Here is a 26,045-nt window from a genome sequence, read left to right as displayed (position 1 = left end):
AGTAAACACTCCTGAGCTTTCTGCGCTCATGATATGCCTCCCGGTAGTTTAAACGGACCAGTGAAGCTTACCATAGCGCGGACATCTGAATTGAGCCACAGGCGGACATTACTATTGAGCCATTACAACGTTAGTGCGTATAATGTATATTATGTTAAATGATATCTGATAGCTAATCACGAGCCGATACATCAATCTGTTATTAATTCTGACCGCCCTCTCGCTTCTCGTCTTTCACTGTCGATAACGACGATTTGTGAAAAAAACTCAAAACACCATTCGATGGCGCATGCTGGTTCCCTTCATGTCAGTGCAATACCCTGTCACATACAGAATTGCTGGCAATAAAAGAAGGAACACCGAATGAAGTATGTGAATCTGGGTCGTAGCGGTTTGAAAGTCTCCCGTCTTTGTCTCGGTTGTATGAGCTATGGTGACCCCGAACGTTTGCCTCAACCCTGGTCCCTGGATGAAAAAGCGTCACGACCGCTCATTCATCAGGCGCTTGAAGCAGGCATTAATTTTTTTGATACCGCGAATATCTACTCGGGCGGAAGTTCTGAAGAGATCACAGGAAAAGCGCTGAAAGAAATGGCCAGACGCGACGAGATCGTTGTGGCGACAAAGACCTTCTTTCCGTGGCGCAACTCACCCAATACCGGGTTTCTTTCCCGCAAGGCCATTTTTCAGTCTATTGACGATAGCCTGATGCGCTTAGGTATGGATTATGTGGATCTCTTTCAGATTCACCGCTTTGACCACTCCACGCCTGTTGAAGAGACCATGGAGGCTCTGCATGACCTCGTTAAATCAGGAAAAGTACGTTACATCGGCGCATCATCTATGGAAGCCTGGCGCTTTGCAAAAATGCAGCATACTGCTGAGCGTAACGGCTGGACTAGATTTATCACGATGCAACCGCAATACAACCTGCTTTACCGGGAAGAAGAGCGCGAGATGCTGCCCCTGTGTGAAGACCAGGGCGTTGGAGTGATCCCCTGGAGTCCGATGGCGCGCGGCAGGCTTACGCGCGACTGGAGTGTCACGTCCCGACGAACGCAAAACGATGCCTTTGCATTAAAAATGTACGAGAACGCAGCCCTTCTGGATAAGCCCGTTATTGATGTTGTTGCCAGCATTGCTGAAAAGCACCATGTGCCAAGAGCCCATGTTGCACTTGCCTGGTTGCTATCAAAAACGGTCATCACAGCCCCGATCATTGGCGCGACCAAACCAGAACATCTTTCCACGGCTATCAGCGCACTGGACTTTTCACTTAGCGATGCTGAAATCACGGAACTCGAGGCACACTATCTGCCGCACCCCGTCGACGGGATCATTCCCCCGCTTCCTGATACGCCCCCTTCACTCACGCCGCCTTCAGCAATACAGAACCGTTAACACCCTTCCCTGGCCCGGCGTTGCCGGGTCTCATTATTTTCAAGAATAACGAAGCACACCGTTTTCAGTGAGAGGCGATGAGTGGATGGACTTGCGAAAAAAATTCAGCAACGGATTAGCGCTAATCGGTCTATGGTGTATATCATTTCCGTATCAACGCAGTCGGGCGTTAAGGCACAAGGAAAAGGATTCTGTATGCAAATAAGCAGAGCTGATGTTGCCGATCTCATTTATTTCATGGCTATTGCACGTCATCGCAGTTTCAGCCGTGCTGCCATTGAATTAGGTGTCAGTGCATCAGCGCTTAGTCATGCCCTGAAGGGACTGGAAACCCGGCTCGGGGTTCGCCTGCTTAATCGCACGACCAAGAGCGTCACCCCTACGGCAGCAGGTGAAGAACTGGTTCAGTCTGTCCTTCAGCCTTTCGACACGATAGAAGGCGCGCTTGAATCGCTTAACCGGTATCGTAATACCCCTACCGGACGTATCCGCATCAATGCTGCCGTTGAAGCTGCCAATCTTTTGCTTGCGCCGGTTATGCCCGCGTTTATGGATCGCTATCCCGATATTGAAATCGATATTGTGGCCAGCAACCGTATGGTTGACGTCACTGATGCGGGCTTCGATGCCGGTATCCGCTATGGTGGCACCGTCCCGGAAGACATGGTTGCCCGGCGTTTATCTGCCGATATTCGCTGGGTTATCGCCGCATCCCCAGACTACCTGGAACGTTACGGAACGCCTGAACATCCTGATGATTTATTACACCATCGCTGTATAAGCAATCGTCTCGGCGACGATCGGATTTATCGCTGGGAACTTGAGCGAGACGGCGAAACGTACCAAATCACTGTGCCAGGCTCTGTGACGGTCAATCAGGCTGAAACGGGCCTTGTGGCCGTCTTAGGCGGAGCCGGCCTAATGTACTTTCCGGAGCCTCTTGTTGCACCCTATGTGAAGGATGGACGACTCCGCCTGGTGCTTACGGAATGGTCCCCGCTGGAGGAAGGTTTTTATATCTATTATTCAAGCCGCCGGCAACTGCCGACCGGGCTTCGCCTTCTGATTGGTTACGCTTGTCATGGCGTTTGGTGCCGGTGCGGCAGTACCGTTTACCGCTGGCGGGTCTGGTGTGATTGCGGCGATTAGTCTGTCCGGTACACTGGCTACGGGAGCGCAATGCATGATTGGCGCGGGCCGTCTGCTGGCTATCCATAACGACCATGGTTCCGATGTTGCATGGCTTGACAGCCAGGACTGGTACGTTGCCACCACGACAGTTCTGGATGTCATTTCGCTTGCTGCGGCAGGAACCGCGCTAAGAGGTACTTTAGAAACGTACAAGCTGATGAAAGCGGTGTCTTCAAGTAAAGTTACCGCCTGGTTCCAGAGCCTGAGCCGTGCCGAACGTAAGCGCATCACGGAAGAGATTATTAAAGCGCAGAATCCAGGTATCTCCAGTGCCGGGGTAAAGGCCGCGATCCGCGCAGGTGTTTATCCGAAACGTTTCCCAAGCGAATCGTTACAAAAATCACTGCAGCGCGAGCTGATGAGTGCGGTCAACAACGCATCGGCCTTTGTGGGGAGCTCACTCACTGGGACTATCCGCAATCCACAAAATACCGTCCAGTCAGGACGCTATGTAGTAGGTGTGCTGCAATCATTTTTACCTAACTGAACGCTGAGTATTCAAATGTTTAAAGTTTTAACCCGTCGCCTGCAACACTGTAACGAGGTGGCTACCAGCATAAGCAATACCTCCCCGACACAGCTGCAACAGCTAAAGACTCAGTTGGCTGAAGAAATGGGCAAACCTGTGGGCCTACACACCATGGGTATTCCAGCGGCAATCAGTACTCTCGGGGTAATTGTCAGCTTCGCGATTCCTCAGCTGTGGTTGGGCTATGACGTACTCGCCGCACTCGGCCAGCCAGCCGAACGCGTATTCGTGTGGGTTGTGCTGATCGCCCTCCTGTTCGCAAGCATCAACGGCGTGACGATGTTTATGATTGGCAAAGGCAGCATGCGCGCCGTGCGGTTACATCTTACGCTGGCGGTGATGAGTCTGGTATTAACGGCAGCCTATTTGCTGGCCGCGCTGAGCGGTAGCGCTGCTCCGGGCGTCAGTCTGACCGCTGCGATGGTGAGTACTGTCATGCTGGGGCTTAGTGGCAGCTGCATCTTCTCTACCGCTTTCTATAAGATGCTGCTATTTACTCTGCATAACAGAGCCTGGCGCAAACTGATCAGCAAGGCGCGCTAAGCATTCATCCCGTAAAAACCCGCCGCTACCGGCGGGTTTTTTTATGGCTTTTTATGCCTGCGCAACCAAATTAACTTATACGCCGCAGGAATAATAAACAGCGACAGCAGCGGTGCCGTAATCATCCCGCCAATCATGGGCGCCGCTATCCGGCTCATGACTTCTGAGCCTGCCCCGGTCCCCCAGAGAATGGGCAGCAGACCGGCAATAATCACCGCGACGGTCATCGCCTTTGGCCGCACGCGCAGCACGGCGCCCTGATAAAGGGCGTCATCAAGCCCCTGTTCAGTGAACGTTTCGCGCTGGGACAGCGCCGGATGTGCTTCAACGGCATGACGCAAATACATCAGCATGACCACTCCAAACTCAGCTGCCACCCCGGTCAGGGCGATAAACCCGGTGCCGGTTGCCACGGACATATGGAAGCCCTGCCAGTACAGGAACCATATCCCGCCGACCAGCGCGAACGGCAGGCTCATCAGGATCAACAGGGCCTCATCCACGCGACGGAACGCCAGATAGAGCAGAACGAAAATGATCATCAGCGTCATCGGCACCATCAGCGTCAGTTTCTTGTTGGCGTGCTCAAGCAGTTCAAACTGCCCGGAGAATGACACGCTGGTACCCGGCCTGAGCTTCACGTTCTGGCTGATGGCCGTCTTAATGTCGTTCACCACCGACACCATATCCCTGCCGCGGGCATCGATATAAATCCAGCTCGCAGGCCGGGCATTCTCCGTTTTCAGCATCGTGGGGCCTGAAACAACGTTGATATCCGCCACATCACCCAGCGTAATCTGCTGTTTCATCGGCGTCAGGATCGGCATCTGCTTCAACGCGCTCGGGCTATTCCGGTAGTCCTGAGGATAACGAATATTAATCGGATAGCGGGCCACGCCTTCCACCGTTTCACCCACCGTCGCACCGCCGATGGCCGAGGAGACGAACAGCTGCACGTCGCCCACCGTCATTCCATAGCGGGAGGCTTTCTCCCGGTTGATATCGACATCGATGTAGCGCCCGCCTTCCAGACGTTCTGCCAGGGCAGACACCACGCCCGGCACCGTTTTGGCTACCGCTTCAATGCTTTGCGCCGTGGCGTCGATATCAGCCAGAACGGTACCAGACACCTTGATGCCAATCGGGCTTTTAATCCCGGTCGACAGCATATCAATGCGGTTGCGAATGGGCGGAACCCAGAGATTCGCAAGGCCAGGCAAACGAACGGTCTTATCAAGCTCCTCAACGATCTTGTCAATCGTCATCCCGGGACGCCACCGATCCTCAGGCTTAAGCTGAATGGTGGTTTCCACCATTTCGAGCGGCGCGGAATCCGTTGCCGTTTCGGCTTTGCCGGTCTTGCCGAAGACAGAGGCCACTTCAGGGACGGTTTTTATTAACTTGTCCGTGGTCTGTAAGAGCGCGGCCGCTTCTGCCGGAGAGATGCCGGGCAACGTTGACGGCATATACAGCAGATCGCCCTCATTAATCTTCGGCAGGAACTCGCCGCCCACCTGGCTCAGGGGCCAGATCACCGTGAAGATGGATAAGGCCGCAACCAGCAGGGTTGTTTTGGGCCAGTTGAGCACCCGAATCAGCAGCGGATGATAGGCGTTAATCAGCAGCCTGTTCAGCGGGTTACGACTCTCGGCGGGGATTTTACCCCGGATCCAGAATCCCATCAGAATGGGGATCACGATGATGGCCAGCGCGGCCGCTCCTGCCATGGCGTACGTTTTGGTGAAGGCCAGCGGACCAAACAGCCGCCCTTCCTGCCCCTCAAGGGTAAAGATGGGAATGAAGGATAAAGTGATGATCAGCAAGCTGATAAACAGCGCCGGTCCAACCTCTACAGAGGCGTTGGTAATCACCTTCCAGCGGGTGACGTTATCAATCTGCTCTCCCGGGTGCTGGTGATCCCACTCTTCCAGCCGCTTATGCGCGTTCTCAATCATCACGATGGCGGCATCCACCATCGCGCCGACGGCGATGGCAATGCCTCCCAGCGACATAATATTGGCGTTCAGCCCCTGGAAATGCATGACGATAAAGGCAATACACAGGCCAAGCGGCAGAGAGATAATCGCCACCAGCGCCGAGCGAATGTGCCAGAGGAACAGCGCGCAGACGATGGCCACCACGATAAACTCTTCGAGAAGTTTGCTGCTCAGGTTATCAATGGCCCGGTCGATGAGCTGGCTGCGATCGTAGGTGGTCACAATCTCAACGCCTTCCGGCAGGCTGGCCTTCAGCGTCTCCAGCTTGTCTTTTACCGCCGTAATGACCTCGCGCGCGTTTTTACCCGAACGCAGGATCACCACGCCGCCCGCCACTTCCCCCTTCCCGTTCAGCTCGGCAATACCACGGCGCATTTCCGGCCCCGCTTGTACGCGGGCAACATCACGCAGGTAAATCGGCACACCGTTCTCACCGGTTTTCAGGACGATGTGATTGAAATCATCGATGGTCTGCAGATAGCCGCTGGCCCGCACCATATATTCCGCTTCCGCGATTTCTACGGACGATCCCCCCGCTTCCTGATTAGACGATTCAAGGGCCTGCTTAACTTCCGGCAGGCTGACGCCGAACTGCGCCAGCTTTAACGGGTCAACCTGAATCTGATACTGCTTCACCACGCCGCCGACGGAGGCCACCTCAGCCACGTTCGGGATTGTTTTCAGCTCAAATTTCAGGAACCAGTCCTGCAATGATCGCAGCTCGGCGAGATCGTGTTTTCCGCTGCGGTCCACCAGCGCATACTCAAATATCCAGCCTACGCCCGTGGCGTCCGGGCCGATTTCGGAACTCACCCCGGCGGGGAGTTTGCCCTGAACCTGATTCAGGTACTCCAGCACGCGCGAGCGGGCCCAGTACAGATCGGTCCCGTCGTCAAAAATAACGTATACATACGAATCACCAAACTGTGAAAAACCGCGCACGGTCTTCGCGCCAGGAACAGACAGCATGGTGGTGGTGAGTGGATAGGTCACCTGGTTTTCAACAATCTGCGGGGCCTGGCCGGGATAGCTTGTTTTGATAATCACCTGAACGTCAGACAGATCGGGCAAGGCATCGACCGGGGTGTTGATGATGGTCCATGTCCCCCAGACGCTGAGAAACAGCGCGCCCATCATCACCAGGAAACGGTTGGCAACCGAACGCCGGATAATCCATTCAATCATCATCGTCTCCTTAATGGCCTGAATGCGCGTCGTCAGCGGCTTCAGCGTGGCGCATGCGCTCCAGCGCGCCGGTAATATTGGCCTCCGAGTCAATCAGAAACAGACCGCTGACCACCACCGACTCCCCCTCTTCCAGTCCGGTACCAATGCCGGACTGCTGCTGTGATTCATGCAGAACGTGGATCCTTTTCGGTACAAACTTCCCGTTCGCATCAACGGTAATAACGCGCTGTTCTTTCCCGGTATCGATAACGGCCTGAGACGGAATGAGCAACATTTCCTGACTTTGGGTATTCAGCTTCAGGTAGGCATTCATGCCCGGTTTCAGCAGTTCATCCTTGTTGGAGACCTGCAGGCGTACCTGCAGCGTACGGGTGGTTTGATCCACGCTCGGCAGAAGACGCCATTTTTCAACCGGGAAGGATTTATCCGGATAAGCCGGTACCGAAACAGTAAACTGCGAGGTATCTTTCAGCAGATAAGCAATGGATTCAGGGACCGCCGCGCCGATCCAGACCGGATCCATCCCCTGAATCTGCGCCACCACCTTCTCTTTGGAAATATTCATCCCGGTGCGCAGGTCAAAGGCCGTGATCACCCCGTCAATGGGCGCCTTGATGGTAAACCGGGTCTGGATAGTGCGGGTCGCACGCAGCCGCTGAATATCGTCATCCGGCATACCCGCCAGGCGCAGACGCTCCAGAACGCCTTTTATCTGCGTGGACGTTCCGCCGGTGCCGGAAAGCAGGAGGAACTCGCTCTGCGCTTCGACCCAGTCCGGAATGGTGATATCAACCAGCGGCGTGCCTTTTATCACCTTATCGCCAATCGTCAGCGAGTACACTTTCTCAACGAACCCTTCCGCACGCGCCTGCACAATGACAAACTGATAGTCGTTATAGCTGACGTTGGCCGGGATCGTCTGGGCATAATTCAGCTTTCCGCGCGTCACTTTTTGCGTTTTTAATCCCAGGTTCTGAACCTGGGTCGGATCGATACGGATACCGTCACTGTTTTTATCATTCTCATCGGCATATTTCGGCACCAGATCCATATCCATAAACGGTGATTTACCGGGCTTGTCGAATTTCACGTCGGGTTTCATCGGGTCATACCAGAAAAGCACCGTTCTTTCCGCAACGCTATTTGCTTTTTTTTCAGATGAATAAAGTGTCTGCCATGCCGTCACCGATATTAGCCCTCCGGCAATAAGGCTGCTGACTATCATGGCAGCGTATTTTATTTTTAATGAGGCCATGCCGTTTCTCGCTATTTAATGCTCTTGAGTAAAGAGAGATTGCCCTGCTGAACAAAGGAGAAATTCACGTGGCTGCCGACTTTTAAGGCAGTAATACTCGCGTCGGCCTGCATAAAAGTAAAACGCATGGTCATCGCGGGCCAGCCAATTTCCGGGATGGCTTCGTGAGAAATCGTCACTTTTTTATTCGTGAGATCAATATCCCTCACAATCCCAGTCCCGGTGATAACCTGCTCTGAGGCACCTTCGCTGGCGGCGCTCATCGCCTCGTGCTGATGAACCTCAGCCTGAAGACCGGCAGAAAACATAATGATTGCACCAAATACGACGGCGCTAAGTGAATTGCGCATGTTTAATATCCTTTTTAATTAAATGAGGTTATTCGGCCCAACCGCCGCCCAGCGCGGTGAAGAGGTTAATTTCATTAACCTGCCGGGCATAAATAAGGTCGAGAATATTTTGCTGCGTGGAAAACAGCGACCGTTCCGCGTCTAATACTTCGATATAGCTCACCGCACCGCTGGTATATAATCCTCTGGCCCGCTGCAGGGTAATGTTTAGCGAATCAAGATACCGTTCTTGCGCAGCAAGCTGCTGGTTGAGGCTGTCCCGCAGCGCGAGCGCGTCGGCAACCTGCCTGAAGGCAGCCTGTATTTTTTGTTCGTAATTCACAACCGACTGCTGCTGACGAATTTCAGCCAGCTTCAGGTTGGCCTTATTCCTGCCCGCATTAAAAATCGGAAGCTCAATTTTGGGGATGAAATTCCACATCCCACTGCCCGCGGTAAACAGGCTGGATAATTCCGTACTGCCTGTTGAAAGCCCGCTGGTCAGGGAAATTGACGGGAAGAAGGCGGCACGCGCGGCGCCGATATTCGCATCGGCCGCTTTAAGCTGATGCTCCGCCTCCATAATATCCGGGCGCTGCAGCAGTATCGCTGAAGAAAGATGGGGCGGGAGTTTTACCGGCGCAATATCGCGGGCGTTCATTCCGCTGTCGCCCGGCAATCCGCGATAGGTGCCGAGGAGCAACTGCAGAGCATTGTTGGCCTGCGCCAGCTCCCCCTCTCGTTTGGCAATCTCTGCCTGCGTGCTTTCGATCTGTCCCCGGGCCTGTTCCAGCGCCAGCACGTTGGTGCTCCCCGTCGCCAGCTGTTGCTCAACGAACGCATAAGACTGCCGGTAATTTTTCAGCGTTTCCCGCGCGATGCGCAGCTGTTTATACGCCAGCTGCTGGTTGAAGTAGCTCTGCGACACGTTAGAGACAAGCAGAATATGCACTGCGCGACGGGCCTCTTCGCTGGCGAAATAGTTTTGTCGGTCGGCCTCGCTCAGGTTCTTCAGCTTGCCGAAAAAGTCGAGTTCGTAGCTAAGCGCAAGACCGGCGTCGTACTGCCGTGAGGTCGGGTTGTCACTTTTTAGCCCACCGCTGTACGTGATACCCGCGGATCCATTCAACTGCGGATAACGATCCGCCTCCGTCACGTTGAACTGCGCCCGGGCCTCTTCAATCTTCAGGGCGGCCATTTTGATATCGCGGTTGTTTTTCAGGGCTTCTGTAATCAATCCAGCTACCTGAGGGTCGACGAAGAAGTTGCGCCAGCCGGTGTCCTGATACCCGGCCGCTGCGGGCGTCAGGCCGTTGCGCGAGAGCGAAAACTGCCGGGGTACCGGTGATGCCGGGCGCGGGTAGTCAGGCGCCAGCGAGACGCAGCCTGCCAGGATAAATACCGTAGTGATGCTGAGTCGTTTTAACAGGAACATAGCGGTTCAAATCAAGTCCAGAGGATTTTTAGGGCTACTCTACTGAACGCATCCTGTTTGACCGGTGACAGGATAATGACAATGCTGTCATTTATGGCGTAAGTCATTGTTAACGATCGCGGGCTCACTAGAATGTCATCAGCAGCCAGTCTGGGGAGCAAGATGAAAATACTGATCGTTGAAGACGAAATGAAAACCGGGGAATACCTCAGCAAAGGGCTGACGGAAGCGGGGTTTGTCGTGGACCATGCGGATAATGGCCTCACCGGGTACCACCTCGCCATGACCGCGGAATATGACCTGCTGATTCTGGATATCATGCTGCCCGACGTGAACGGCTGGGATATTGTCCGCATGCTTCGCTCTGCCGGTAAAGGGATGCCCATACTGCTTCTGACGGCTCTCGGTACGATTGAACATCGGGTTAAAGGGCTTGAGCTGGGCGCGGATGATTACCTGATTAAACCTTTCGCCTTTGCGGAGCTGCTCGCCCGGGTCAGGACGCTGCTAAGACGCGGAAATACGGTGATCGCGGAAAGCCAGCTTCAGGCGGCTGACCTGACGGTTGACCTTGTATCGAGGAAGGTCAGCCGGGCGGGCAATCGCATCCTGTTAACCAGCAAGGAGTTCAGCCTGCTGGAGTTTTTCATGCGTCATCAGGGCGAGGTGCTGCCCCGCTCCCTGATTGCCTCCCAGGTATGGGACATGAACTTTGACAGCGACACGAACGCAATAGATGTGGCGGTAAAGCGCCTGCGCGCAAAGATCGATAACGATTTTGAACCCAAGCTGATCCAGACGGTACGCGGCGTAGGCTATATGCTGGAGGTGCCGGATGCCCGTTAAGCCCCTCCGACGCCCGTTCTCGCTTGCGCTGCGGCTGAACTTTTTTATCAGCCTCTCCACCATACTGGCCTTCTTCGCCTTTACCTGGTTTATGCTGCATTCCGTTGAGAAGCACTTTGCCGAGCAGGATATCAGCGACTTACAGCAGATTAGCAGCGCAATGCACCGCATCCTCCAGTCTCCGGCCGATCCCGACCAAAAGAAAATCAGCAAGCTCAAAGAGTCGGTCGCCAGCTACCGCAACGTGGCCGTCCTGCTTCTGGATCCGCAGGGCAATACCCTGTTCAGCTCGGCGCAAGGCGCGGCATTGCGCCCGGCGATGAACACAGCGAACTTTAGCAAACACCGTCAGGCACAGGATGTGTTTCTCTGGACGGTAGAAGACCCGGTCAAGCCTATGCATGCCGGGTCCGACATGAAAATGGAAACGTACCGGATTATCGCCTCCTCAGGCAGGGCGACGCTGCAGGGCAAAACCCGGGACTACGTCATGCTGATCGGGCTCTCGATTAATTTTCATCTCCACTACCTTGAGGCGCTGAAGAAGAATCTTTTTGCCATTGCCGCGGCGATCAGCCTGCTGATTGTGCTGGTGATTCGTATCGCGGTGCGTCAGGGACACTTGCCCCTGCGTAACGTCAGCACCGCCATTAAAAATATCACCTCCGAAAATCTGGATGCGCGGCTGGAGCCGTCCCGCGTGCCCGTTGAGCTGGAACAGCTGGTGATCTCCTTCAACCATATGATTGGGAAAATTGAAGATGTCTTTACCCGGCAGGCGAATTTTTCCGCCGACATCGCGCATGAAATCAGGACGCCCATCACCAACCTGGTGACGCAAACGGAAATCGCGTTAAGTCAGAACCGCTCCCAGAAAGAGCTGGAAGATGTCCTCTACTCCAGCCTCGAAGAGTACAACCGGATGACCCGCATGGTCAGCGACATGCTCTTCCTGGCGCAGGCGGATAATAATCAGCTCATCCCGGATCGGGTGATGTTTGATTTAAGCGCTGAGGTGATGAAAGTCTTCGATTTCTTCGAAGCCTGGGCGGAAGAACGCCACGTCTCGCTGAAATTTAACGGGATGCCCTGCCTGATAGAAGGCGATCCGCAGATGTTCAGAAGAGCAATCAATAATCTGCTCTCCAACGCCCTGCGCTATACGCCGGAAGGGAAAGCGGTAACGGTCTCCATCAGAAAACGGGATAACGACGTTGAGCTGGTAACAGAAAACCCCGGCACGCCGATCCCACAGGCGCATCTGCCAAAGCTGTTTGACCGTTTTTATCGCGTCGATCCGTCCAGGCAGCGTAAGGGCGAAGGCAGCGGGATTGGGCTTGCCATCGTGAAGTCCATCGTCACCGCGCACCACGGAAAAGTCCGCGTGGAATCGGATGCGGTGTCGACGCGCTTCATCCTCACGGTGCCGGGGAAAGTGCTCTGAGCGTCAGCAAACCGCGCGGCACACTTCAAGGACCTTTTCCCTGAGCCAGCGATGCGCCGGATCCCGTTCCATGCGCGGATGCCACATCTGGGATACCGTAATAGTGCGGGTCTTAAAGGGCAGTTCAAAGACGTGCACGCGCTCGGTCATCGCCTGATTGAGCAGGTACAACGCCGGTACCATAGCAATCAGGTCGGAGGCCAGCGCTACGGATAACGCCGTCGGGAATCCAGGCACCACGCTGGCGATCTTTCGTTTCATCCCCCGCTCCGCCAGCGCGTCGTCCACAGACCCGTGTAACGCCCCATCAGGCGACGCCACCACATGGCCCCAGCCAACATAATCGTCAAGGCTGACCTCAGGCTGTGAAGAGAGCGGATGTCCCTTGCGCACCGCGCCAACAAACCGATCCTGAAAGAGCCTTTGCAGCCGTATTTCAGGCCCCATGTTGCTCTGCACGCCAATCTCCAGGTCGACAAGCCCCTCCCGTAAATAGCGCGACGTTTTTTCAGGTTTGGGAGCGAAGCGGATGCAGACCCCGGGCGCAACCCTCGCCACCGCGGCTATGAGCATAGGTCCAAACGCCACCACAAAACCGTCGTTGGCCCGAATAGTGAACAGCCGTTCAAGACTTTCCACCTTCAGCGTGTCGGTGGAGGGCTGCAGCACCGCCCTCGCCTCGTGCACGGCGCTTCTGGCGCGGTCCCGGGTGGCTTCGGCCCAGGGCGTCAGCACCATATGACGCCCGGCCCGCACCAGAATAGGATCGCCGGTCACCTCCCGCAGCCGGCTCAGGGTGCGGCTCATGGCGGAGGTGCTCAGGTTTAAACGTCGCGCCGCGCCCGCCACGCTGGCTTCGGCCAGCAGAACGTCGAGCGCAACCAGAAGGTTAAAGTCAGGATCGGACACGATGGCTCCTCAGATAAGGCGTTATATGCAACGATTAAGTGCAAATGCTGCGTCTTCCGCCCTGTATAGCGCATGATTATAGTTTCGTCATCACTATTCTTATCCGGAGTAACGACGATGACGCTATTTACCAACCAGCCCGGCGATGAAGGTTTACCCGGGCATGAACGCGCCCGGGTCCTGGCCGCCGTCATGACCACCACGCTGATGGGCGTCTTTGACGGCACCATGATCAACATCGCGCTCCCCTCTATGGCTAGAGCGATGCAGGTCCCCGCGAACGTTGCGGTCTGGTTCGCTAATGGTTATCTGCTGTCAGCGGCGATGACGCTGGCTATTTTCGCCGCGCTGGCGGCCCGCGTGGGCTATCGCCCGGTCTTTCTGAGCGGGCTTGCCACCTTTACGCTCACCTCGCTCGGCTGCGCGCTGGCAACAACGCCGGAAATGTTAACCGGGATGCGAATTCTGCAGGGCATCGGCGGGGCGGCGACCCTGAGTATCGCCCCGGCGATCCTGCGGTCCGTTTTTCCTGGCCGACTGCTGGGCCGTATTCTGGGGCTGCACGCCCTGCTTATCGCCTCCAGCACGGCGATTGCCCCGGTACTCGGTGGAACAATACTGGACGCCCTGAGCTGGCAATGGCTGTTCGCCATTAACCTTATTCCGGGCAGCATCGCCCTGCTGCTGGCGTGGCGGGCCTTGCCGCGGGAATCGGTTGCTGACAGACCGCCCTTTGATGCGCCGGGCGCCGTGCTCTCCGCCGTCCTGTTAGGTTCCGCGATCATGCTGGCCGACAGCCTTCAGCACGTGGCGCAACACATTAGTCTGCAGGCCGTCTGCTGGAGCGTTCTCGCGCTGGTTAGCGCCCTCGCCTTTACCTGGCGGATTCGGCGCGCGCAACATCCGTTACTGCCGCCGGTGATGTTCAGAAACGGGCGCTTCACCCTCGCCGCGCTGACCTCGCTGGCCTCGTTTGTCAGCCAGGGGATCACGTTTGTCGCGCTGCCGTTCCTGTTTCAGAGCGTGTATGGCTTCAGCCCGGTGGTGTCGGCGCTGCTGTTTACCCCATGGCCGATTGGCATCGTGCTGATCGCGCCGCACGCGGGTCGCTGGGCGGATACGATCTCCGCGCCGCTCATCTCGACCCTCGGGCTGATGGTCTTTGTCGGTGGGCTGGTCCTGCTGGCCACGTTGCCGGAGAATCCTTCCGTGTGGAATATCTGTCTGCGTAGCCTGGTCTGCGGGATGGGGTTTGGCTGCTTCCAGAGTCCCAATAATCGGGAAATGCTCGCTAACGTGGCGCGGGAACATGCCAGCTATGCCTCCGGCGTGTTGTCGATCGTCAGAACATTCGGACAGTGTCTCGGCGCCGCCGTGGTGGGGGTTCTGCTGGGAGCGGCGGCAGGATGGGACCATCAACATGCTATCCAGGTTGCACTGTGGTTAGCCGTCATCGCCTCGACGGGTTCGGTGGTATTTAGCCTGAGCAGGCTGCGCCCTGCGCGGTCTACAGGCAAGCGTTGCACAATGTAGGCCGGGTAAGCGCAGCGCCACCCGGCAAGAAAGACGGCGCGTTTGTTTACTCCAGCGCCAGCAGCGCAAAGCTCGCCAGCCAGTGCCCGCCGCTGTAGTGGCTGCCAACCACATGCTCGACGCTGGCGGCCAGATGTTTCGTCACCGCCTCGCGCAATGCCGGTTGCGCCGGGTGGCTGGCTGGAAGCGCTTTCGCAATGTGCTTCATACACCATGCGCGGCTGAGGTTTAACCCGTCCAGATGGGCAATTTTCGGGTCGGTACGATCGCTCACTTCCGCCGGGTTCATCAGTGCCGTAACGGCGCCCACCTCAGGCAGAAACGCGTCAAACCAGGCCGGGAAGCCCTCCGACACCTTGCTCATCAGCAGTGCCTCCGTCAGCGCGCCGGAAATATACTCGTCTCCGCCGGGCTCATAATGAGCCGGATAGCGCGTGTCGGCGAGATAAAACCGCTCAGCCGCCGCCAGAATTGCCTGCTCAAGCGCCTTATCGCCCACTGCGCGACCATAATCCAGCGCCAGCGCGAGGGCAAACGCGGTGTTGTAGTGCGTCCCGACGCGGATCGGATAGGTGAGCTTGCCGAGGTAGTCCACCAGCCGGTTGCGAATGTCCTGGGTGAGCGGCGCCAGCGTCTGGTACCAGCCTGCGGCCTGCGGCAGCGACGACTGTTTCAGCTCCTGGGCCAGCGCCAGCAGCCAGCCGTAGCCATACGGCCGCTCAAACGAGGCGCGGAACGGCGCGGTAAAATAGGCCAGCTCCCTCGCCACGTTCTCTTCGGTCAGGTGCTCGTCAAAAAGCGCGGCGATCGCGTCCCGGCACGGTAATTCTGGATAGAGGCGCACGCAGCGCAGCAGCAGCCAGTAACCGTGCACCGCCGAGTGCCAGTCAAAACAGCCGTAGAAAATGGGATGCAGCTCGCGCGGCGGCAGCACGTCACCATCATCATTCAGCAGGTGCATGATGTGGTTCGGGTATTCCTGACGCAAATAGGTCAAAGGCATGCGGGCAAACGCGTCGGCCTGATGTTGCGTTAATTCCATGACAGCTCCTTAGCGAAACACGAGGAAATACATTAAGAACACGTTCACCACCAGCAGGGTTAACGCGGTCGGGATCTGTATCTTGATCACCTGATATTTGTCTTTCAGCTCCAGCAGCGCGGCGGGAACGATATTGAAGTTCGCGGCCATCGGCGTCATCAGCGTGCCGCAGTAGCCTGCGTACATGCCAATCGCCAGCAGCGGCGCCGGGTTGCCGTGATGCACGTTGATCAGAAACGGCAAGGCGATCCCCGCACTCAGCACCGGGAAGGCCGCAAACGCATTCCCCATAATCATGGTAAAGAGCGCCATGCCCACGCAGTAAATCACCACCAGCATGAAGCGGTTATCCGGGTTCACAAACAGGCTCACCACCTTCTGCACCGAGTCACCCGTGTTGGCCACCACGAACACGCCGCCAAGCATGGCCAGCATCTGCGGCAGGATCACCGCCCAGCCGATGGTATCGACAAGACGGCGGGACTGACGAACGGCATGGAGCGGCGTGCCTTTGGTCAGCCACCAGCCGGTGAGGATCGCCGCGACGCAGGCCACGCACAGCGCCGCCAGGGTGAGCTGTTTCTGATCGAGCAGAAACACGCCGCCGACCGAAACGCCCTTCAGGAATAACGTGCCCAGCACCGTCACCACCGGGATCATCAGCGCCGGCAGGAACAGCCAGTTTTTAAGCCGATTTGACGATGCGACGCGCTCCTCCTCGGTGGACATTTTATAGTGCCCTTTCCCGACGAGACCAAAACCCGCCAGCAGCGCGATAACGATAACGCCGCCGCCGATAATCCGGTAAGCCAGCGATTTACCCAGCTCCTGGACCATCAGATCGCCAAACAGGAAGATCCCGCCAAACAAGAACCAGAACAGCGCGGTGGTAAAGCGCTTCGGGTTGGCGCGATCGCGCAGGGTCATGACAACCAGCAGCATTACGACAAAGCCAATCAGGTAGTACACGCGGTTAATGGTGATAAGCGTCATCATTGCGCGGCCTCCTGCGTACCCTGCTCTGCACGCCAGGCCATCACGTCGCGACGGATACTCGCATCGAGGCGCAGGAGGCGCGTCATATGAATAATTAATGCCGCAATGGCGGTCGGAATAGCCCACAGGCCGATATGCAGCGGTTCAATGCCCGGAATACCGTTCTCTTTCAGGAACGCGTCGATCAGCAGCACCGCCCCGAAGGCAATAAAGATATCTTCCCCAAAGAAGACCGCGATGTTGTCGCACGCGGCGGCGTGGGCTTTGATTTTGTCGCGGATGTGCTGCGGCAGTTCGCCGTATTCGTTCAGCGCCGCCCCTTCGGCCATCGGTGCCAGCAGCGGGCGCACCGTCTGGGCATGGCCGCCCAGCGACATCAGTCCCAGCGCGGCGGTGCCTTCACGGGCGACAAAGTAAAGCATCAGAATACGCGCCGAGGTGGCGCTGGCGATCTTCGCCACCCAGGCCTGGGCGCGCTCCTTAAGCCCGTAATATTCCAGCAGACCAATCACCGGCAGGATCAGGATGAAGGTGGCCAGCGATCGGCTATTGACGAACTTCTCGCCAAAGGTCTCCAGCAGCATCCCGAAATCCATGCCGACCAGCAGACCCGTCGCCAGCCCCGCCACCACGACCACCAGCAGCGGGTTGAAGCGCAGTGCAAAACCAATAACCACGATCGGTATCCCGATCAGCGGCAGCAGCGTAGTACCGTCCATAACGTTTACCCTATCGAAAGTGAGCGTTGCGCGCCGACGGCTATTTTTTTAATTTGCGGCGAGCGATGTTGTGTTTTGTTGGCAGGCTTCGCAAAACCTGCGCTAAAAAGCTATATCTGAACCTCAAAAACATGTAAACAAATTATCAATAAAATGTTCTTATTTTATCGATGAGTTTACATTTCTGGCTAAGGAACGTTATGACCTCAGAAAAGAGTGCTTCACCCGATCGCGACGATATCAACGAGGGCCGGATCGTCTCTTCCCGCCATCTGGTATCCGAGCGCTGCGCGGAGTTATCAGAGCTGGAATATGCGCTGATCATGACCGGCAACGCGTTTAACAAATGGATGGTGCGCTGCATGACGGCAGCCGGCGAGCCCGATATGGGCGCCTTTGACGTTTCGCTGCTGCATCACGTCAACCACCGCGACCGCAAGAAAAAGCTGGCCGATATCTGCTTCGTCCTCAACGTGGAAGACACCCACGTGGTGACTTATGCGCTGAAAAAGCTGGTCAAAGCAGGCTACGTGACGAGCGAGAAAGCGGGGAAAGAGCTCTTTTTCTCTACCACCGAGGAAGGGAAAGCGCTGTGCATGAAATACCGGGACGTGCGGGAGGCGTGTCTGATTGCGATCCACGCGGAGAGCGGCATTGCCGGGAAGTCGATTGGCGAGACCGCGCAGCTGTTACGCACGATCTCCTCCCTGTATGACACCGCCGCACGGGCGGCGGCGTCACTGTAACTAAGGACGGCGGAACAGCGTAATGCTCCGTCCGGCCAGCGCGTACTCAACGGTTTCGGTGATCGCTGTCCCGGTGGCGGCGTCATCCGCCGTAGACAGCTCCAGCACCCATCCCCCTTCGCCAAACTGCGGGATCTGGAACGGCACGGTGCCTTCAAACGGATTGAACAGCATCAGCACGTCGTGCCAGATGCCGTCCTCCTGCTGAAGATCCGGCCTGCTGATGGAGACCCCGAGCGTTGAGCCTTCATCCCACTGCTCGGCCTGCTGCGGACCGCCCCCGGCATTGAACCAGCGGATCTCCAGCCCGTCACGCCAGCTTTCACGGCGCAGCAGCGGCTGTTGCGCGCGAAGGGCAATGAGATGACGGGTAAACTCGCGCAGCGCGGCGTCGTTTTCGGAGAGCCCCTTCCAGTCGATCCACGAGATCTCACTGTCCTGGCAGTAGCCGTTATTGTTCCCCTTCTGCGTGCGGCCAAACTCGTCCCCCGCCAGCAGCATCGGCGTGCCGTGGGAGAACAGCAGCGTGGTGAGGAAGTTACGCTTCTGCCGTTCGCGGGTAGCAATAATATCCGGGTTCTCGGTTGGCCCTTCCTCGCCGTAGTTGTACGAGCGGTTATCGTTATGCCCGTCGTTATTGTCCTCGCCGTTGTCGGCGTTGTGCTTCTCGTTGTACGACACCAGGTCATTCAGCGTAAAGCCGTCGTGGGCGGTGATAAAGTTGACGCTGGCCCACGGGCGACGCCCACGCAGATCGTACAGATCGCCGGAGCCGAGAAGCCGCGCGGCAAAGTCCGTGGAGACGTTGTCCCCCTTCCAGTACTCGCGAACGGTGTCGCGGTATTTGTCGTTCCACTCCCCCCAGCCCGGCGGGAATCCGCCCACCTGATAGCCGCCGGGGCCAATATCCCAGGGTTCACCAATCAGCTTCAGTCGGGATAAGACCGGATCCTGGGTCATGGCGTCGAAAAAACCGCCGCGCGGGTCAAACCCTTCGGGCTCGCGGCCCAGGATCGTCCCGAGGTCGAAACGAAAACCGTCTATGTGCATTGATTCCGCCCAGTAGCGCAGGGAATCCATCACCATCTGCAACACGCGCGGGTGTGAGGTATTCACTGTATTCCCGGTACCGGTGTCGTTGATGTAGTACCGGTGCTGGTCCGGGAGCGTGCGGTAATAGCTGTAGTTATCAATCCCCTTAAACGAGAGCATCGGGCCAAGCTCGTTCCCTTCCGCCGTGTGGTTGTATACCACGTCCAGAATGACCTCGATGCCCGCGTCATGATAGGCGCGCACCATATCGCGAAAGCCCTGGATCCCCGCCGGGCCGTAGTAGCGCGACGCGGGGGCAAAAAAGCCCAGCGTGTTATAGCCCCAGAAGTTCTTCAGGCCGCGGTCGAGCAGGTGCTGGTCGTCCGGGAACCAGTGAACCGGCAGCAGCTCCACCGAGGTAATGCCCAGGCTTTTGATGTAGTCGACCGAGGCTTTGTGCCCCATCCCCTCAAACGTCCCGCGCAGCTCGGGCGGAATGGCCGGGTTCATCTGGGTAAAGCCTTTCACGTGGCTCTCATAGACAACGGTATGCGGCCAGGGGACGTTCGGCCGGTTGTTGTCCTGCCAGTCAAAGGCGTTCGGGTCGATAACCCTGCCTTTCGGCGTAAACGGCGCGCTGTCGCGGGTATCAAAGCTCAAATCCAGCTCGTCATGCCCCAGCTCATAGCCGAAATGGGCGTCGTTCCAGTCAATATCGCCCACCAGTTCGCGAGCGTAGGGGTCGATAAGCAGCTTATGCGGGTTAAAGCGATGACCATTTTCCGGGTCGTAGAGGCCGTAGACGCGATAGCCGTACAGCGCGCCCGGCTTCAGGTCAGGCACATAGCCGTGCCAGATCTCATGGGTATACTCCGGCAGCTCCAGCCGGGCGATTTCCGTTTTCCCTGACGGGTCAAACAGACAGAGCTCCACTCGTTCAGCGTGAGCGGAGAACAGCGCGAAGTTAACGCCCTTCCCGTCATAATTCGCCCCCAACTGCTGGCCATGACCGGCCCGAATTTCAAACGTTGTATCCTTTGCCATTTTCGTTCTCCACGATTATTCGCAGGTAAGCAGAACCAGTACACATCCCTTTTCTGACGTTAAATCCAGCGTCTTTTGCAGAATGCGGCTCTCACCGCTGAACAGATCCCGATAGCACTTCCCGGCCAGTTCGTCGGGTATCGCCACCGTGGTATTGACCCACAGCTGATGATTATCCGTGACGCCAAAAACCAGACGCGGCACGGCGACAATCAGCGCCTCCTCGTCCTTAACGCGCGCATAAACAATCAGGTTCTCCTCCCGCTCGCCGGTGACCTTAAGCGGCAGCCAGTCGCCGTAGCGGAAAAGCGCGTCGTAGTGCGGTCGAAGCCGCAGCAGCGTGGCGGTAACAAACTGTTTGACCCGTCCGTCCCGCCAGCAGGCCGGGTTGTCAAACACCCCGGCATCCGCCGCGCTGAGGTGTTGCACCAGGGCCGGAAAGTCAGGCTCGCGTCGGTTATCCGGGTCGACCAGGCTGAAGTTAAGCGCCTCGCTGCCCTGATAAATATCCGGCACGCCGGGCGCCGTCAGCTTGATCGCCGTCTGGCTGAGGCTGTTCATCAGCCCGGCGCGAATAAAGGGCTGCATCGCCTCGCTGAAATCGTGCAGGAACAGGCTATTGTCCGGCGAAAGCAGGTGCCGCGCGTAGCTCAACACCACGCTCTCGTAGCTCTCGTTGCTGTCGATCCAGTCGGTGCGCTGCTTCGCCTCGCGCAGCGCTTTTTCGAGGAAGCCGAGGAACCGCGTTTCGAGTGCTTTAAGCCCTTCAGCGTCGTCCGGTGACAGCGTGGCGGGCCAGACGCCCGCCAGCGCCTGGTAGATCATCCACGTATCGGCGGCGTTCGGCGCGGTACCGTCGTTGAGAAAACGCACCTGGGTCTGGTTCATCTGCCGCCAGCGGGTAAGGTTCTCGCCCCAGCGTTCCGGGGCTTCCGTCAGGGTGTAAAGGCGCGCCCGGGCATCTTCCCCGCGCTTGGTATCGTGCGTGGAGGTACCCAGCAGCGCGTCGGGCTGACGGGCCAGACGAATGCGCATCTCCTGGTGGAAGCGGGATAAGGAAAACGCGCGCGGCGTCGGGTCGGCCCCCACTTCATTGAGCGCAAGCTCAAGGTTGTGGCGAAAGAACAGCGTGTCTTCAACGGACTTCGCCATCAGTGGCCCGGTGAGCTGCTGGAAGCGGGTCCTGAACAGCGCGGCGCTCTCGCGGCATGCGTCCGGCAGGTCGCCGGTAAGAATGCGCACGATCAGGCTGAGCGCCGCTTCAGACGTCTCCACGCTGGCAACCACGCGGTTGAGCAGCGCCACGTCCGGCGGGGTTAACCCCTCGCGAGTGCCGTAGGTGCGGTAGACCGGAAACGCAATAAGCAGCTCGCGCAGCGCGTGGCGGATTTCCTCGCGCGGCAGCGCAACCTCATTGCGGCGGGCCAGATCCTCAGCAAGGTTTAGCAGCGTGGTGAATTCACCCTCGAAATTGCGATCGGTCATCAGGCCTTTGGCATCGCGCAGCTCCGCGTGGCGATCGACCGTCACGCCCAGCGTCTCGTCGTGGATTGTCTCCAGGCGCGAGAGGCTATCATCGTCGACCAGCACTTCCGCCAGCGAGGCGATAAACTCGTAGCCGGTGGTACCGGATACCGGCCAGTCAGCGGGGAGCTGTTCCCCTTTGGCGAGAATCTTTTCGACCGTGATGTAGCAGTCGGGCCCGGCGGCCTGCCGCAGGCGCTGCAGATAGCCCAGCGGATCCGCCAGGCCGTCGACATGGTCAATGCGCAGGCCGTCCACCACGCCCGCGTGGACCAGCTCAAGGATCAGCCGGTGCGTATCGTCGAAGACCGCATCATCCTCAACCCGAACGCCGACCAGCCCGGTGATCTCAAAGAAGCGCCGCCACGATAGCTGCTTCGGCGCCTCCCGCCAGGACATCAGCCGCCAGCTTTGCGCCTCGTGCAGCTCGGCAATGCTCTTCTCCTCGCTGTACGTGCCCGGGTTGAGCGGATACTCGGCGTCGTAGTAAACCAGCGCGGCCTTTTCCGTGACAGGGTCACGTTTTAGCGTGATGGCTCCCTTCTCCAGCTCCGCCTCAAAGGTATCGCCAAGAAACGGCAGCGTCAGCGGCCTCGGCCAGTCAATGTCAAAATAGTGCGCGTAGCGGCTTTGCTGGCCGTATTCAATCACGTCCCGCCACCAGAGGTTTTCCAGCGAGGTGGACATATGGTTCGGGACAATATCCAGAATCAGCCCCATACCGGCCTGCTTAAGCGCCGCGGCCATGCGGTCAAAGCCTTCCCGTCCGCCAATCGCGGGGTCGATTTCATTCGGATTGGTCACGTCATAGCCGTGGGTAGACCCCGTCGTGGCAGTGAACACGGGCGACGCGTAAAGGTGGCTGATGCCGAGGTCCTTCATATACGGCAGCAGCGCCACAACGCGGTCGAAGGTCATGCCGTTACGGAACTGAATACGGTACGTGGCGGAAGGGATCATAACGATGCTTCTCCATCAGCAAAGCGAACGACAATACCGTTCGGGGGTAAAACGTCGTTGACCTCCGGCCAGGCGAAGCGCGTCTCCCCCGCGAGCGCGGGCAGGTCGACGGGCTTCGTTCCAATGTTCAGCGCCAGAGAAAGCGTGCCTGACGGGAAGCGCCAGCTCACCGCCACCATGCCGGGCGCGGTCTTGAGCACATGGCCCTCAACGGCACCGCCCGGATGCAGAAGCGGAACGATATAGCGATGGCGCAGCGTCAACAGATGGCGCGTATAGCGCAGCCACGTTTTGCCCTCGTCGGTGGCGATTTTGTTCCAGTCGAGCTTTGAGCGGATAAACGTGTTCACGTCGTTCGGGTCCGGGACGGTTTCATCGTGCCCGGCATGGCCGGTGAACTCTTTCGCGCGCCCTTCCCGCACCGCCTTTGCCAGTTCGCCGTGAAAGTCGGTGAAGAACAGGAACGGGTGCGTTTCACCGTACTCCTCTCCCATAAACAGCAGCGGGATATGGGGGGAAAGCAGCAGCGCGGCCAGCAGTACCCGCGTCTTGTCGGCACCCGCCAGGGTGATAAGCCGCTCGCCCTGGGCGCGATTGCCGGTCTGATCGTGGTTTTGAATAAAATCGACGAAGAACTGCGGCGGCTGCGTGCGGCACTCCACCCCGCGGGATTCGCCGGTTTGCAGCGAAATCTCGCCCTGATAGACAAAGCCTTCCGCCAGCGCCCGGGCGAACTTTTTCTCCGGCTCAAAGGCAAAGTCCTGGTAATAGGCGTGCGTCTCACCGGTAGCAAACACGTGGGCAGCGTTGTGAAAATCATCGTTCCACTCGCCGGTAAACAGCGGCGTGTGGCCCTGTTCATCGCGCGGATGCAGAAAAATCACGTTGCGGCTGTCTTCCGTGGTCAGGTGAACGTGCCGGTGGGGGATCGCCTCGCGAATTTTTGCGGCAATCTCCTCGAGAATGTGCGTGTCCGAGCCGTCTTTAATCTGGTCGATGGCATCAAACCGCAGCCCGTCCAGACGGTACTCCGTCAGCCAGTAGAGCGGCGCGTCGGTCATGTACTGCCTCACCGGCTCGCGCTCGTAGGCGATGCCGTTGCCCCAGGGCGTCATCCGCTGTGCATCGAAAAACGCGGGCGACAGCAGAGGCAGATAGTTCCCCTCCGGGCCGAAGTGGTTGAGCACGATATCCAGCACCACGGAAAGCCCCAGCCCGTGCGCGGCGTCGATAAACGCGTGAAAATCCTCCGGCGTGCCGTACGCAGAGTGCGGGGCATACAGCAGCACCCCGTCGTACCCCCAGCCGCGGGAACCGCCAAACTGGGAGACGGGCATGACTTCAAGCTGGGTAATCCCCAGCTCCGCCAGATACGGCAGCTTGTCGATCGCCGCCCGGAAGGTGCCCTCCGGGGTAAACGTGCCGATGTGCAGTTCGTAAATGATCGTCTCTTCCCACGGCCGCCCTGCCCAGTCGCGGTTGACCGGCTGGTAACGCCGGGGATCGATCACGACTGAGGGGCCGTTAACGTCGCCCTTTTGCGCCCGCGAGGCGGGATCGGGCACCGCCGTGCCGTCCTGAAGAACAAACTGATATTCTGCACCGTGCCTGACGCCGGGGACGTCCGCCTGAAACCAGCCGTCGCCGGTTGCCGTCATCGGCACGTCGGTGGCGGCAAGACGTAGCGTAAGTTCTTTCTGTCCTTCTGCCCAGACGCGAAAACGTACAACGTCATCGGAAATAAACTCAGCACCCCACTGCTTTTGAAATGTCCTGAATTCCATTCATTGTCCTCGAATGACCCACATTTTACGCGGAACGAAGTACAAGCTTAGTTCAGGATTAAAAGTGCGTGAGCTCAGCGGATTTAACCGCTTCGTCTATTCTTTATGAAATAACTCACTAACGGGAATACTATGCAGATTCGAAAAGGACTCAATACCGACTTCGCTCGCCTTGAATGCTGTGACTTTTCTTTCACCATTAGCCACATTGCCCGGGAGCCGTTTATCCACTGTGATTTGCATATTGAAGCCGTGGCAGAGCCGTGGATAAAAACCTACGAACTCGACATTCAAACGCTTGAAAATCACTGCGTTAATCCGGACGCCATATTTCTTGTCGCGGAAACGGACGACGGTGAAATAGCCGGATTTATTACCGCGTCAGTCGGCTGGAACAAATTTATTTCAGTGGATTATATTGCCGTTGAGCGCACCAAACGCAGAACCGGCGCTGCGCATAAATTAATGGCCGCCGCGCACGTGTGGGCCCGCAGCGTAAACGCGCCGGGATTACGGCTTGAAACACAAAATGTGAACGTCTCTGCCTGCCTGTTTTACCGTCACTACGGATTTACCCTGGGCGGATACGATCGTTATCTCTACAACGCCCTACCGGAAAAAGACGAGGTCGCTCTGTTCTGGTATTACATGCTGGTCTAGCGGAAACACATTGCCACATCACGGTCATATTTCTGTCACTGAATTTCATTACGCTTTCGGGATTTTAACCACGGTGTTGAGGAAAGAAGTGTGAATTCAATGGCTAAGGCATTACTGCTGGCATTACCGGTTTTGAGTGCAACGGCAGCGGCGACGGCCGCGGAGCACGACCTGTGTGAACCGAAAGCGTACGAAATGGCGCTGCGCTATCAGCAGAAATCGGCAGAGATTATGGCCCTTCAGCTGCAAACCTATCGGTTTGCCACCGAGCGTTTCAACGAAAAGTTAAAGGATCTGAAAACGCCCGAAAATTACGCCGTGGTAATGGACCTGGATGAAACGGTACTGGATAACACCCCACTGCTGGTGCGCGACATGGAGCAGTGTCACGACTATACGAAATGGGACACCTGGAGCGACTGGGAGAAACAGGGAAAACCCGGCTTAGTTCCGGGGGCGAAAGCGTTTCTTGACCACGTGAATCAAAGCAAGGTCCGCATCTACTATGTCTCGGATCGTATGCAGGAAAACAAAGCCGACACGCTGAAGACGTTAAACGCTCTCGGCCTGCCGCAGGTATCTGACGAAAGCGTGCTGCTGGATACGGTCAGCAAGGAAGAGCGCCGTCAGAGCATCCTCAAAAAGCAGCAGATCGTGATGCTGTTCGGCGACAGCCTGCCGGATTTCGCCGTGCAGTTTAAAAACAAAAAGCCGAGCGAGCAGCAGCGTGAACTGGTTGAGGCCAGCGCGGAACACTTCGGCAACGACTGGATTGTGCTGCCTAATGCCGCTTATGGCTCATGGTCCAAAGCCACGCCGGACAGCTGGAACGCACCGCTGAAAAAATAATGTCTACGGGCCGGGAAAGCTATCGCGCGCCTTCCCGGCCCTTCAGTTTCCTATCCATCCCGTTTATAGGTCCTATCATTTCTGAGCAG

At 57.3% G+C, this 26,045-nt stretch carries 21 protein-coding genes; 10 read left to right on the top strand and 11 right to left on the bottom strand.

Features of this window, described 5'->3' with window-relative positions; all coding sequences use genetic code 11:
* Window positions 1–363: 363 nt before the first annotated feature.
* The 4 genes from LLF79_RS06305 (at window position 364) to LLF79_RS06290 (ending at window position 3,664) form a co-directional block, all read left to right on the top strand.
* Window positions 364–1,401 (top strand): aldo/keto reductase, encoded by a 1,038-nt coding sequence (locus LLF79_RS06305; RefSeq protein WP_227879263.1) that lies wholly within the window; start codon window positions 364–366, stop codon window positions 1,399–1,401.
* A 195-nt stretch (window positions 1,402–1,596) separates the two neighbouring features.
* Window positions 1,597–2,550 carry a LysR family transcriptional regulator gene (locus LLF79_RS06300; RefSeq protein WP_227879262.1) on the top strand — a complete coding sequence of 318 codons (954 nt, stop codon included), beginning with the start codon at window positions 1,597–1,599 and terminating at the stop codon, window positions 2,548–2,550.
* Between the two features lie 34 nt (window positions 2,551–2,584).
* A complete protein-coding gene (locus tag LLF79_RS06295; protein ID WP_227879261.1) occupies window positions 2,585–3,079 on the top strand; it encodes a hypothetical protein in 495 nt (164 codons plus the stop codon).
* A gap of 15 nt (window positions 3,080–3,094) precedes the next feature.
* Window positions 3,095–3,664: a hypothetical protein gene (locus tag LLF79_RS06290; RefSeq protein WP_008503225.1), complete on the top strand. Its 570-nt coding sequence runs from the start codon at window positions 3,095–3,097 to the stop codon at window positions 3,662–3,664.
* A 41-nt stretch (window positions 3,665–3,705) separates the two neighbouring features.
* Here the strand turns inward: LLF79_RS06290 and silA are convergent, their stop codons facing one another.
* The 4 genes from silA to LLF79_RS06270 are packed head-to-tail and all read right to left on the bottom strand — an operon-like array spanning window position 3,706 to window position 9,868.
* Window positions 3,706–6,846, bottom strand: a complete 3,141-nt coding sequence (gene silA, locus LLF79_RS06285; RefSeq protein WP_227879274.1) for a Cu(+)/Ag(+) efflux RND transporter permease subunit SilA — start codon at window positions 6,844–6,846, stop codon at window positions 3,706–3,708.
* 10 nt (window positions 6,847–6,856) lie between these two features.
* Complete coding sequence (locus LLF79_RS06280) at window positions 6,857–8,104, bottom strand: efflux RND transporter periplasmic adaptor subunit (RefSeq protein WP_227879260.1); 1,248 nt, start codon at window positions 8,102–8,104, stop codon at window positions 6,857–6,859.
* Window positions 8,105–8,115: 11 nt separating this feature from the next.
* Complete coding sequence (gene cusF, locus LLF79_RS06275) at window positions 8,116–8,454, bottom strand: cation efflux system protein CusF (RefSeq protein WP_227879259.1); 339 nt, start codon at window positions 8,452–8,454, stop codon at window positions 8,116–8,118.
* A gap of 28 nt (window positions 8,455–8,482) precedes the next feature.
* Complete coding sequence (locus LLF79_RS06270) at window positions 8,483–9,868, bottom strand: efflux transporter outer membrane subunit (protein WP_227879258.1); 1,386 nt, start codon at window positions 9,866–9,868, stop codon at window positions 8,483–8,485.
* A 162-nt stretch (window positions 9,869–10,030) separates the two neighbouring features.
* Between LLF79_RS06270 and LLF79_RS06265 the strand changes: the two genes are divergently transcribed.
* Together LLF79_RS06265 and LLF79_RS06260 are read left to right on the top strand one after the other, a co-directional pair.
* Window positions 10,031–10,714, top strand: coding sequence for a copper/silver response regulator transcription factor (locus tag LLF79_RS06265; protein ID WP_008503517.1), 684 nt, complete (start codon window positions 10,031–10,033; stop codon window positions 10,712–10,714).
* A complete protein-coding gene (locus LLF79_RS06260; RefSeq protein WP_227879257.1) occupies window positions 10,704–12,158 on the top strand; it encodes a Cu(+)/Ag(+) sensor histidine kinase in 1,455 nt (484 codons plus the stop codon). The genes LLF79_RS06265 and LLF79_RS06260 overlap by 11 nt, the downstream gene beginning before the upstream one ends.
* A 3-nt stretch (window positions 12,159–12,161) precedes the next feature.
* Here the strand turns inward: LLF79_RS06260 and LLF79_RS06255 are convergent, their stop codons facing one another.
* Window positions 12,162–13,067 carry a LysR family transcriptional regulator gene (locus tag LLF79_RS06255; RefSeq protein WP_126287921.1) on the bottom strand — a complete coding sequence of 302 codons (906 nt, stop codon included), beginning with the start codon at window positions 13,065–13,067 and terminating at the stop codon, window positions 12,162–12,164.
* A gap of 117 nt (window positions 13,068–13,184) precedes the next feature.
* Between LLF79_RS06255 and LLF79_RS06250 the strand changes: the two genes are divergently transcribed.
* On the top strand, window positions 13,185–14,600 hold the full coding sequence (locus tag LLF79_RS06250; protein WP_227879256.1) for an MFS transporter: 1,416 nt from the start codon (window positions 13,185–13,187) through the stop codon (window positions 14,598–14,600).
* Window positions 14,601–14,646: 46 nt separating this feature from the next.
* Here LLF79_RS06250 and LLF79_RS06245 read toward each other — a convergent pair whose 3' ends face one another.
* From LLF79_RS06245 to LLF79_RS06235, 3 genes are read right to left on the bottom strand one after another with little or no spacing between them, the layout of a single operon-like run.
* Window positions 14,647–15,642 carry a DUF2891 domain-containing protein gene (locus LLF79_RS06245; RefSeq protein WP_227879255.1) on the bottom strand — a complete coding sequence of 332 codons (996 nt, stop codon included), beginning with the start codon at window positions 15,640–15,642 and terminating at the stop codon, window positions 14,647–14,649.
* 9 nt (window positions 15,643–15,651) lie between these two features.
* Complete coding sequence (locus LLF79_RS06240) at window positions 15,652–16,638, bottom strand: DUF979 domain-containing protein (protein WP_021240144.1); 987 nt, start codon at window positions 16,636–16,638, stop codon at window positions 15,652–15,654.
* Complete coding sequence (locus tag LLF79_RS06235; RefSeq protein WP_021240145.1) at window positions 16,635–17,357, bottom strand: DUF969 domain-containing protein; 723 nt, start codon at window positions 17,355–17,357, stop codon at window positions 16,635–16,637. Before LLF79_RS06235 ends, LLF79_RS06240 begins: the two co-directional genes overlap by 4 nt.
* Window positions 17,358–17,557: 200 nt before the next feature.
* On the opposite strand from LLF79_RS06235, the gene LLF79_RS06230 reads away from it, so the two are divergent.
* Entirely contained in the window at window positions 17,558–18,103 is a 546-nt protein-coding gene (locus LLF79_RS06230; protein ID WP_021240146.1) for a winged helix DNA-binding protein, read from the top strand.
* On the opposite strand, the gene glgX is transcribed toward LLF79_RS06230, so the two are convergent.
* Genes glgX through treZ form a run of 3 tightly spaced genes read right to left on the bottom strand, consistent with a single transcriptional unit; the run spans window position 18,104 to window position 24,447 of the window.
* Complete coding sequence (gene glgX / locus LLF79_RS06225; protein WP_227879254.1) at window positions 18,104–20,179, bottom strand: glycogen debranching protein GlgX; 2,076 nt, start codon at window positions 20,177–20,179, stop codon at window positions 18,104–18,106. It abuts the gene before it with no gap.
* 15 nt (window positions 20,180–20,194) lie between these two features.
* Window positions 20,195–22,663, bottom strand: a complete 2,469-nt coding sequence (gene treY, locus LLF79_RS06220) for a malto-oligosyltrehalose synthase (protein ID WP_227879253.1) — start codon at window positions 22,661–22,663, stop codon at window positions 20,195–20,197.
* Complete coding sequence (treZ, locus tag LLF79_RS06215) at window positions 22,660–24,447, bottom strand: malto-oligosyltrehalose trehalohydrolase (RefSeq protein WP_227879252.1); 1,788 nt, start codon at window positions 24,445–24,447, stop codon at window positions 22,660–22,662. Before treZ ends, treY begins: the two co-directional genes overlap by 4 nt.
* A 132-nt stretch (window positions 24,448–24,579) precedes the next feature.
* Between treZ and LLF79_RS06210 the strand changes: the two genes are divergently transcribed.
* Window positions 24,580–25,107: an N-acetyltransferase gene (locus tag LLF79_RS06210; RefSeq protein ID WP_008501660.1), complete on the top strand. Its 528-nt coding sequence runs from the start codon at window positions 24,580–24,582 to the stop codon at window positions 25,105–25,107.
* Window positions 25,108–25,206: 99 nt separating this feature from the next.
* Complete coding sequence (locus LLF79_RS06205) at window positions 25,207–25,956, top strand: 5'-nucleotidase, lipoprotein e(P4) family (RefSeq protein ID WP_255642576.1); 750 nt, start codon at window positions 25,207–25,209, stop codon at window positions 25,954–25,956.
* Window positions 25,957–26,045: the final 89 nt, after the last annotated feature.

Source organism: Enterobacter cloacae complex sp. 2021EL-01169, from assembly GCF_020733125.1.
GTDB lineage: Bacteria > Pseudomonadota > Gammaproteobacteria > Enterobacterales > Enterobacteriaceae > Enterobacter > Enterobacter roggenkampii.
This window is presented reverse-complemented; position numbering and strand designations above follow the sequence as displayed.

Bases quoted from the DNA above. Each gene is read 5' to 3' on its own strand.
- LLF79_RS06305 (WP_227879263.1), top strand. From the start codon at position 364: ATGAAGTATGTGAATCTGGGTCGTAGCGGTTTGAAAGTCTCCCGTCTT.
- LLF79_RS06300 (WP_227879262.1), top strand. From the start codon at position 1,597: ATGCAAATAAGCAGAGCTGATGTTGCCGATCTCATTTATTTCATGGCT.
- LLF79_RS06295 (WP_227879261.1), top strand. From the start codon at position 2,585: ATGATTGGCGCGGGCCGTCTGCTGGCTATCCATAACGACCATGGTTCC.
- LLF79_RS06290 (WP_008503225.1), top strand. From the start codon at position 3,095: ATGTTTAAAGTTTTAACCCGTCGCCTGCAACACTGTAACGAGGTGGCT.
- silA (WP_227879274.1), bottom strand. From the start codon at position 6,846: ATGATTGAATGGATTATCCGGCGTTCGGTTGCCAACCGTTTCCTGGTG.
- LLF79_RS06280 (WP_227879260.1), bottom strand. From the start codon at position 8,104: ATGGCCTCATTAAAAATAAAATACGCTGCCATGATAGTCAGCAGCCTT.
- cusF (WP_227879259.1), bottom strand. From the start codon at position 8,454: ATGCGCAATTCACTTAGCGCCGTCGTATTTGGTGCAATCATTATGTTT.
- LLF79_RS06270 (WP_227879258.1), bottom strand. From the start codon at position 9,868: ATGTTCCTGTTAAAACGACTCAGCATCACTACGGTATTTATCCTGGCA.
- LLF79_RS06265 (WP_008503517.1), top strand. From the start codon at position 10,031: ATGAAAATACTGATCGTTGAAGACGAAATGAAAACCGGGGAATACCTC.
- LLF79_RS06260 (WP_227879257.1), top strand. From the start codon at position 10,704: ATGCCCGTTAAGCCCCTCCGACGCCCGTTCTCGCTTGCGCTGCGGCTG.
- LLF79_RS06250 (WP_227879256.1), top strand. From the start codon at position 13,185: ATGACGCTATTTACCAACCAGCCCGGCGATGAAGGTTTACCCGGGCAT.
- LLF79_RS06245 (WP_227879255.1), bottom strand. From the start codon at position 15,642: ATGGAATTAACGCAACATCAGGCCGACGCGTTTGCCCGCATGCCTTTG.
- LLF79_RS06240 (WP_021240144.1), bottom strand. From the start codon at position 16,638: ATGATGACGCTTATCACCATTAACCGCGTGTACTACCTGATTGGCTTT.
- LLF79_RS06235 (WP_021240145.1), bottom strand. From the start codon at position 17,357: ATGGACGGTACTACGCTGCTGCCGCTGATCGGGATACCGATCGTGGTT.
- LLF79_RS06230 (WP_021240146.1), top strand. From the start codon at position 17,558: ATGACCTCAGAAAAGAGTGCTTCACCCGATCGCGACGATATCAACGAG.
- glgX (WP_227879254.1), bottom strand. From the start codon at position 20,179: ATGGCAAAGGATACAACGTTTGAAATTCGGGCCGGTCATGGCCAGCAG.
- treY (WP_227879253.1), bottom strand. From the start codon at position 22,663: ATGATCCCTTCCGCCACGTACCGTATTCAGTTCCGTAACGGCATGACC.
- treZ (WP_227879252.1), bottom strand. From the start codon at position 24,447: ATGGAATTCAGGACATTTCAAAAGCAGTGGGGTGCTGAGTTTATTTCC.
- LLF79_RS06210 (WP_008501660.1), top strand. From the start codon at position 24,580: ATGCAGATTCGAAAAGGACTCAATACCGACTTCGCTCGCCTTGAATGC.
- LLF79_RS06205 (WP_255642576.1), top strand. From the start codon at position 25,207: ATGGCTAAGGCATTACTGCTGGCATTACCGGTTTTGAGTGCAACGGCA.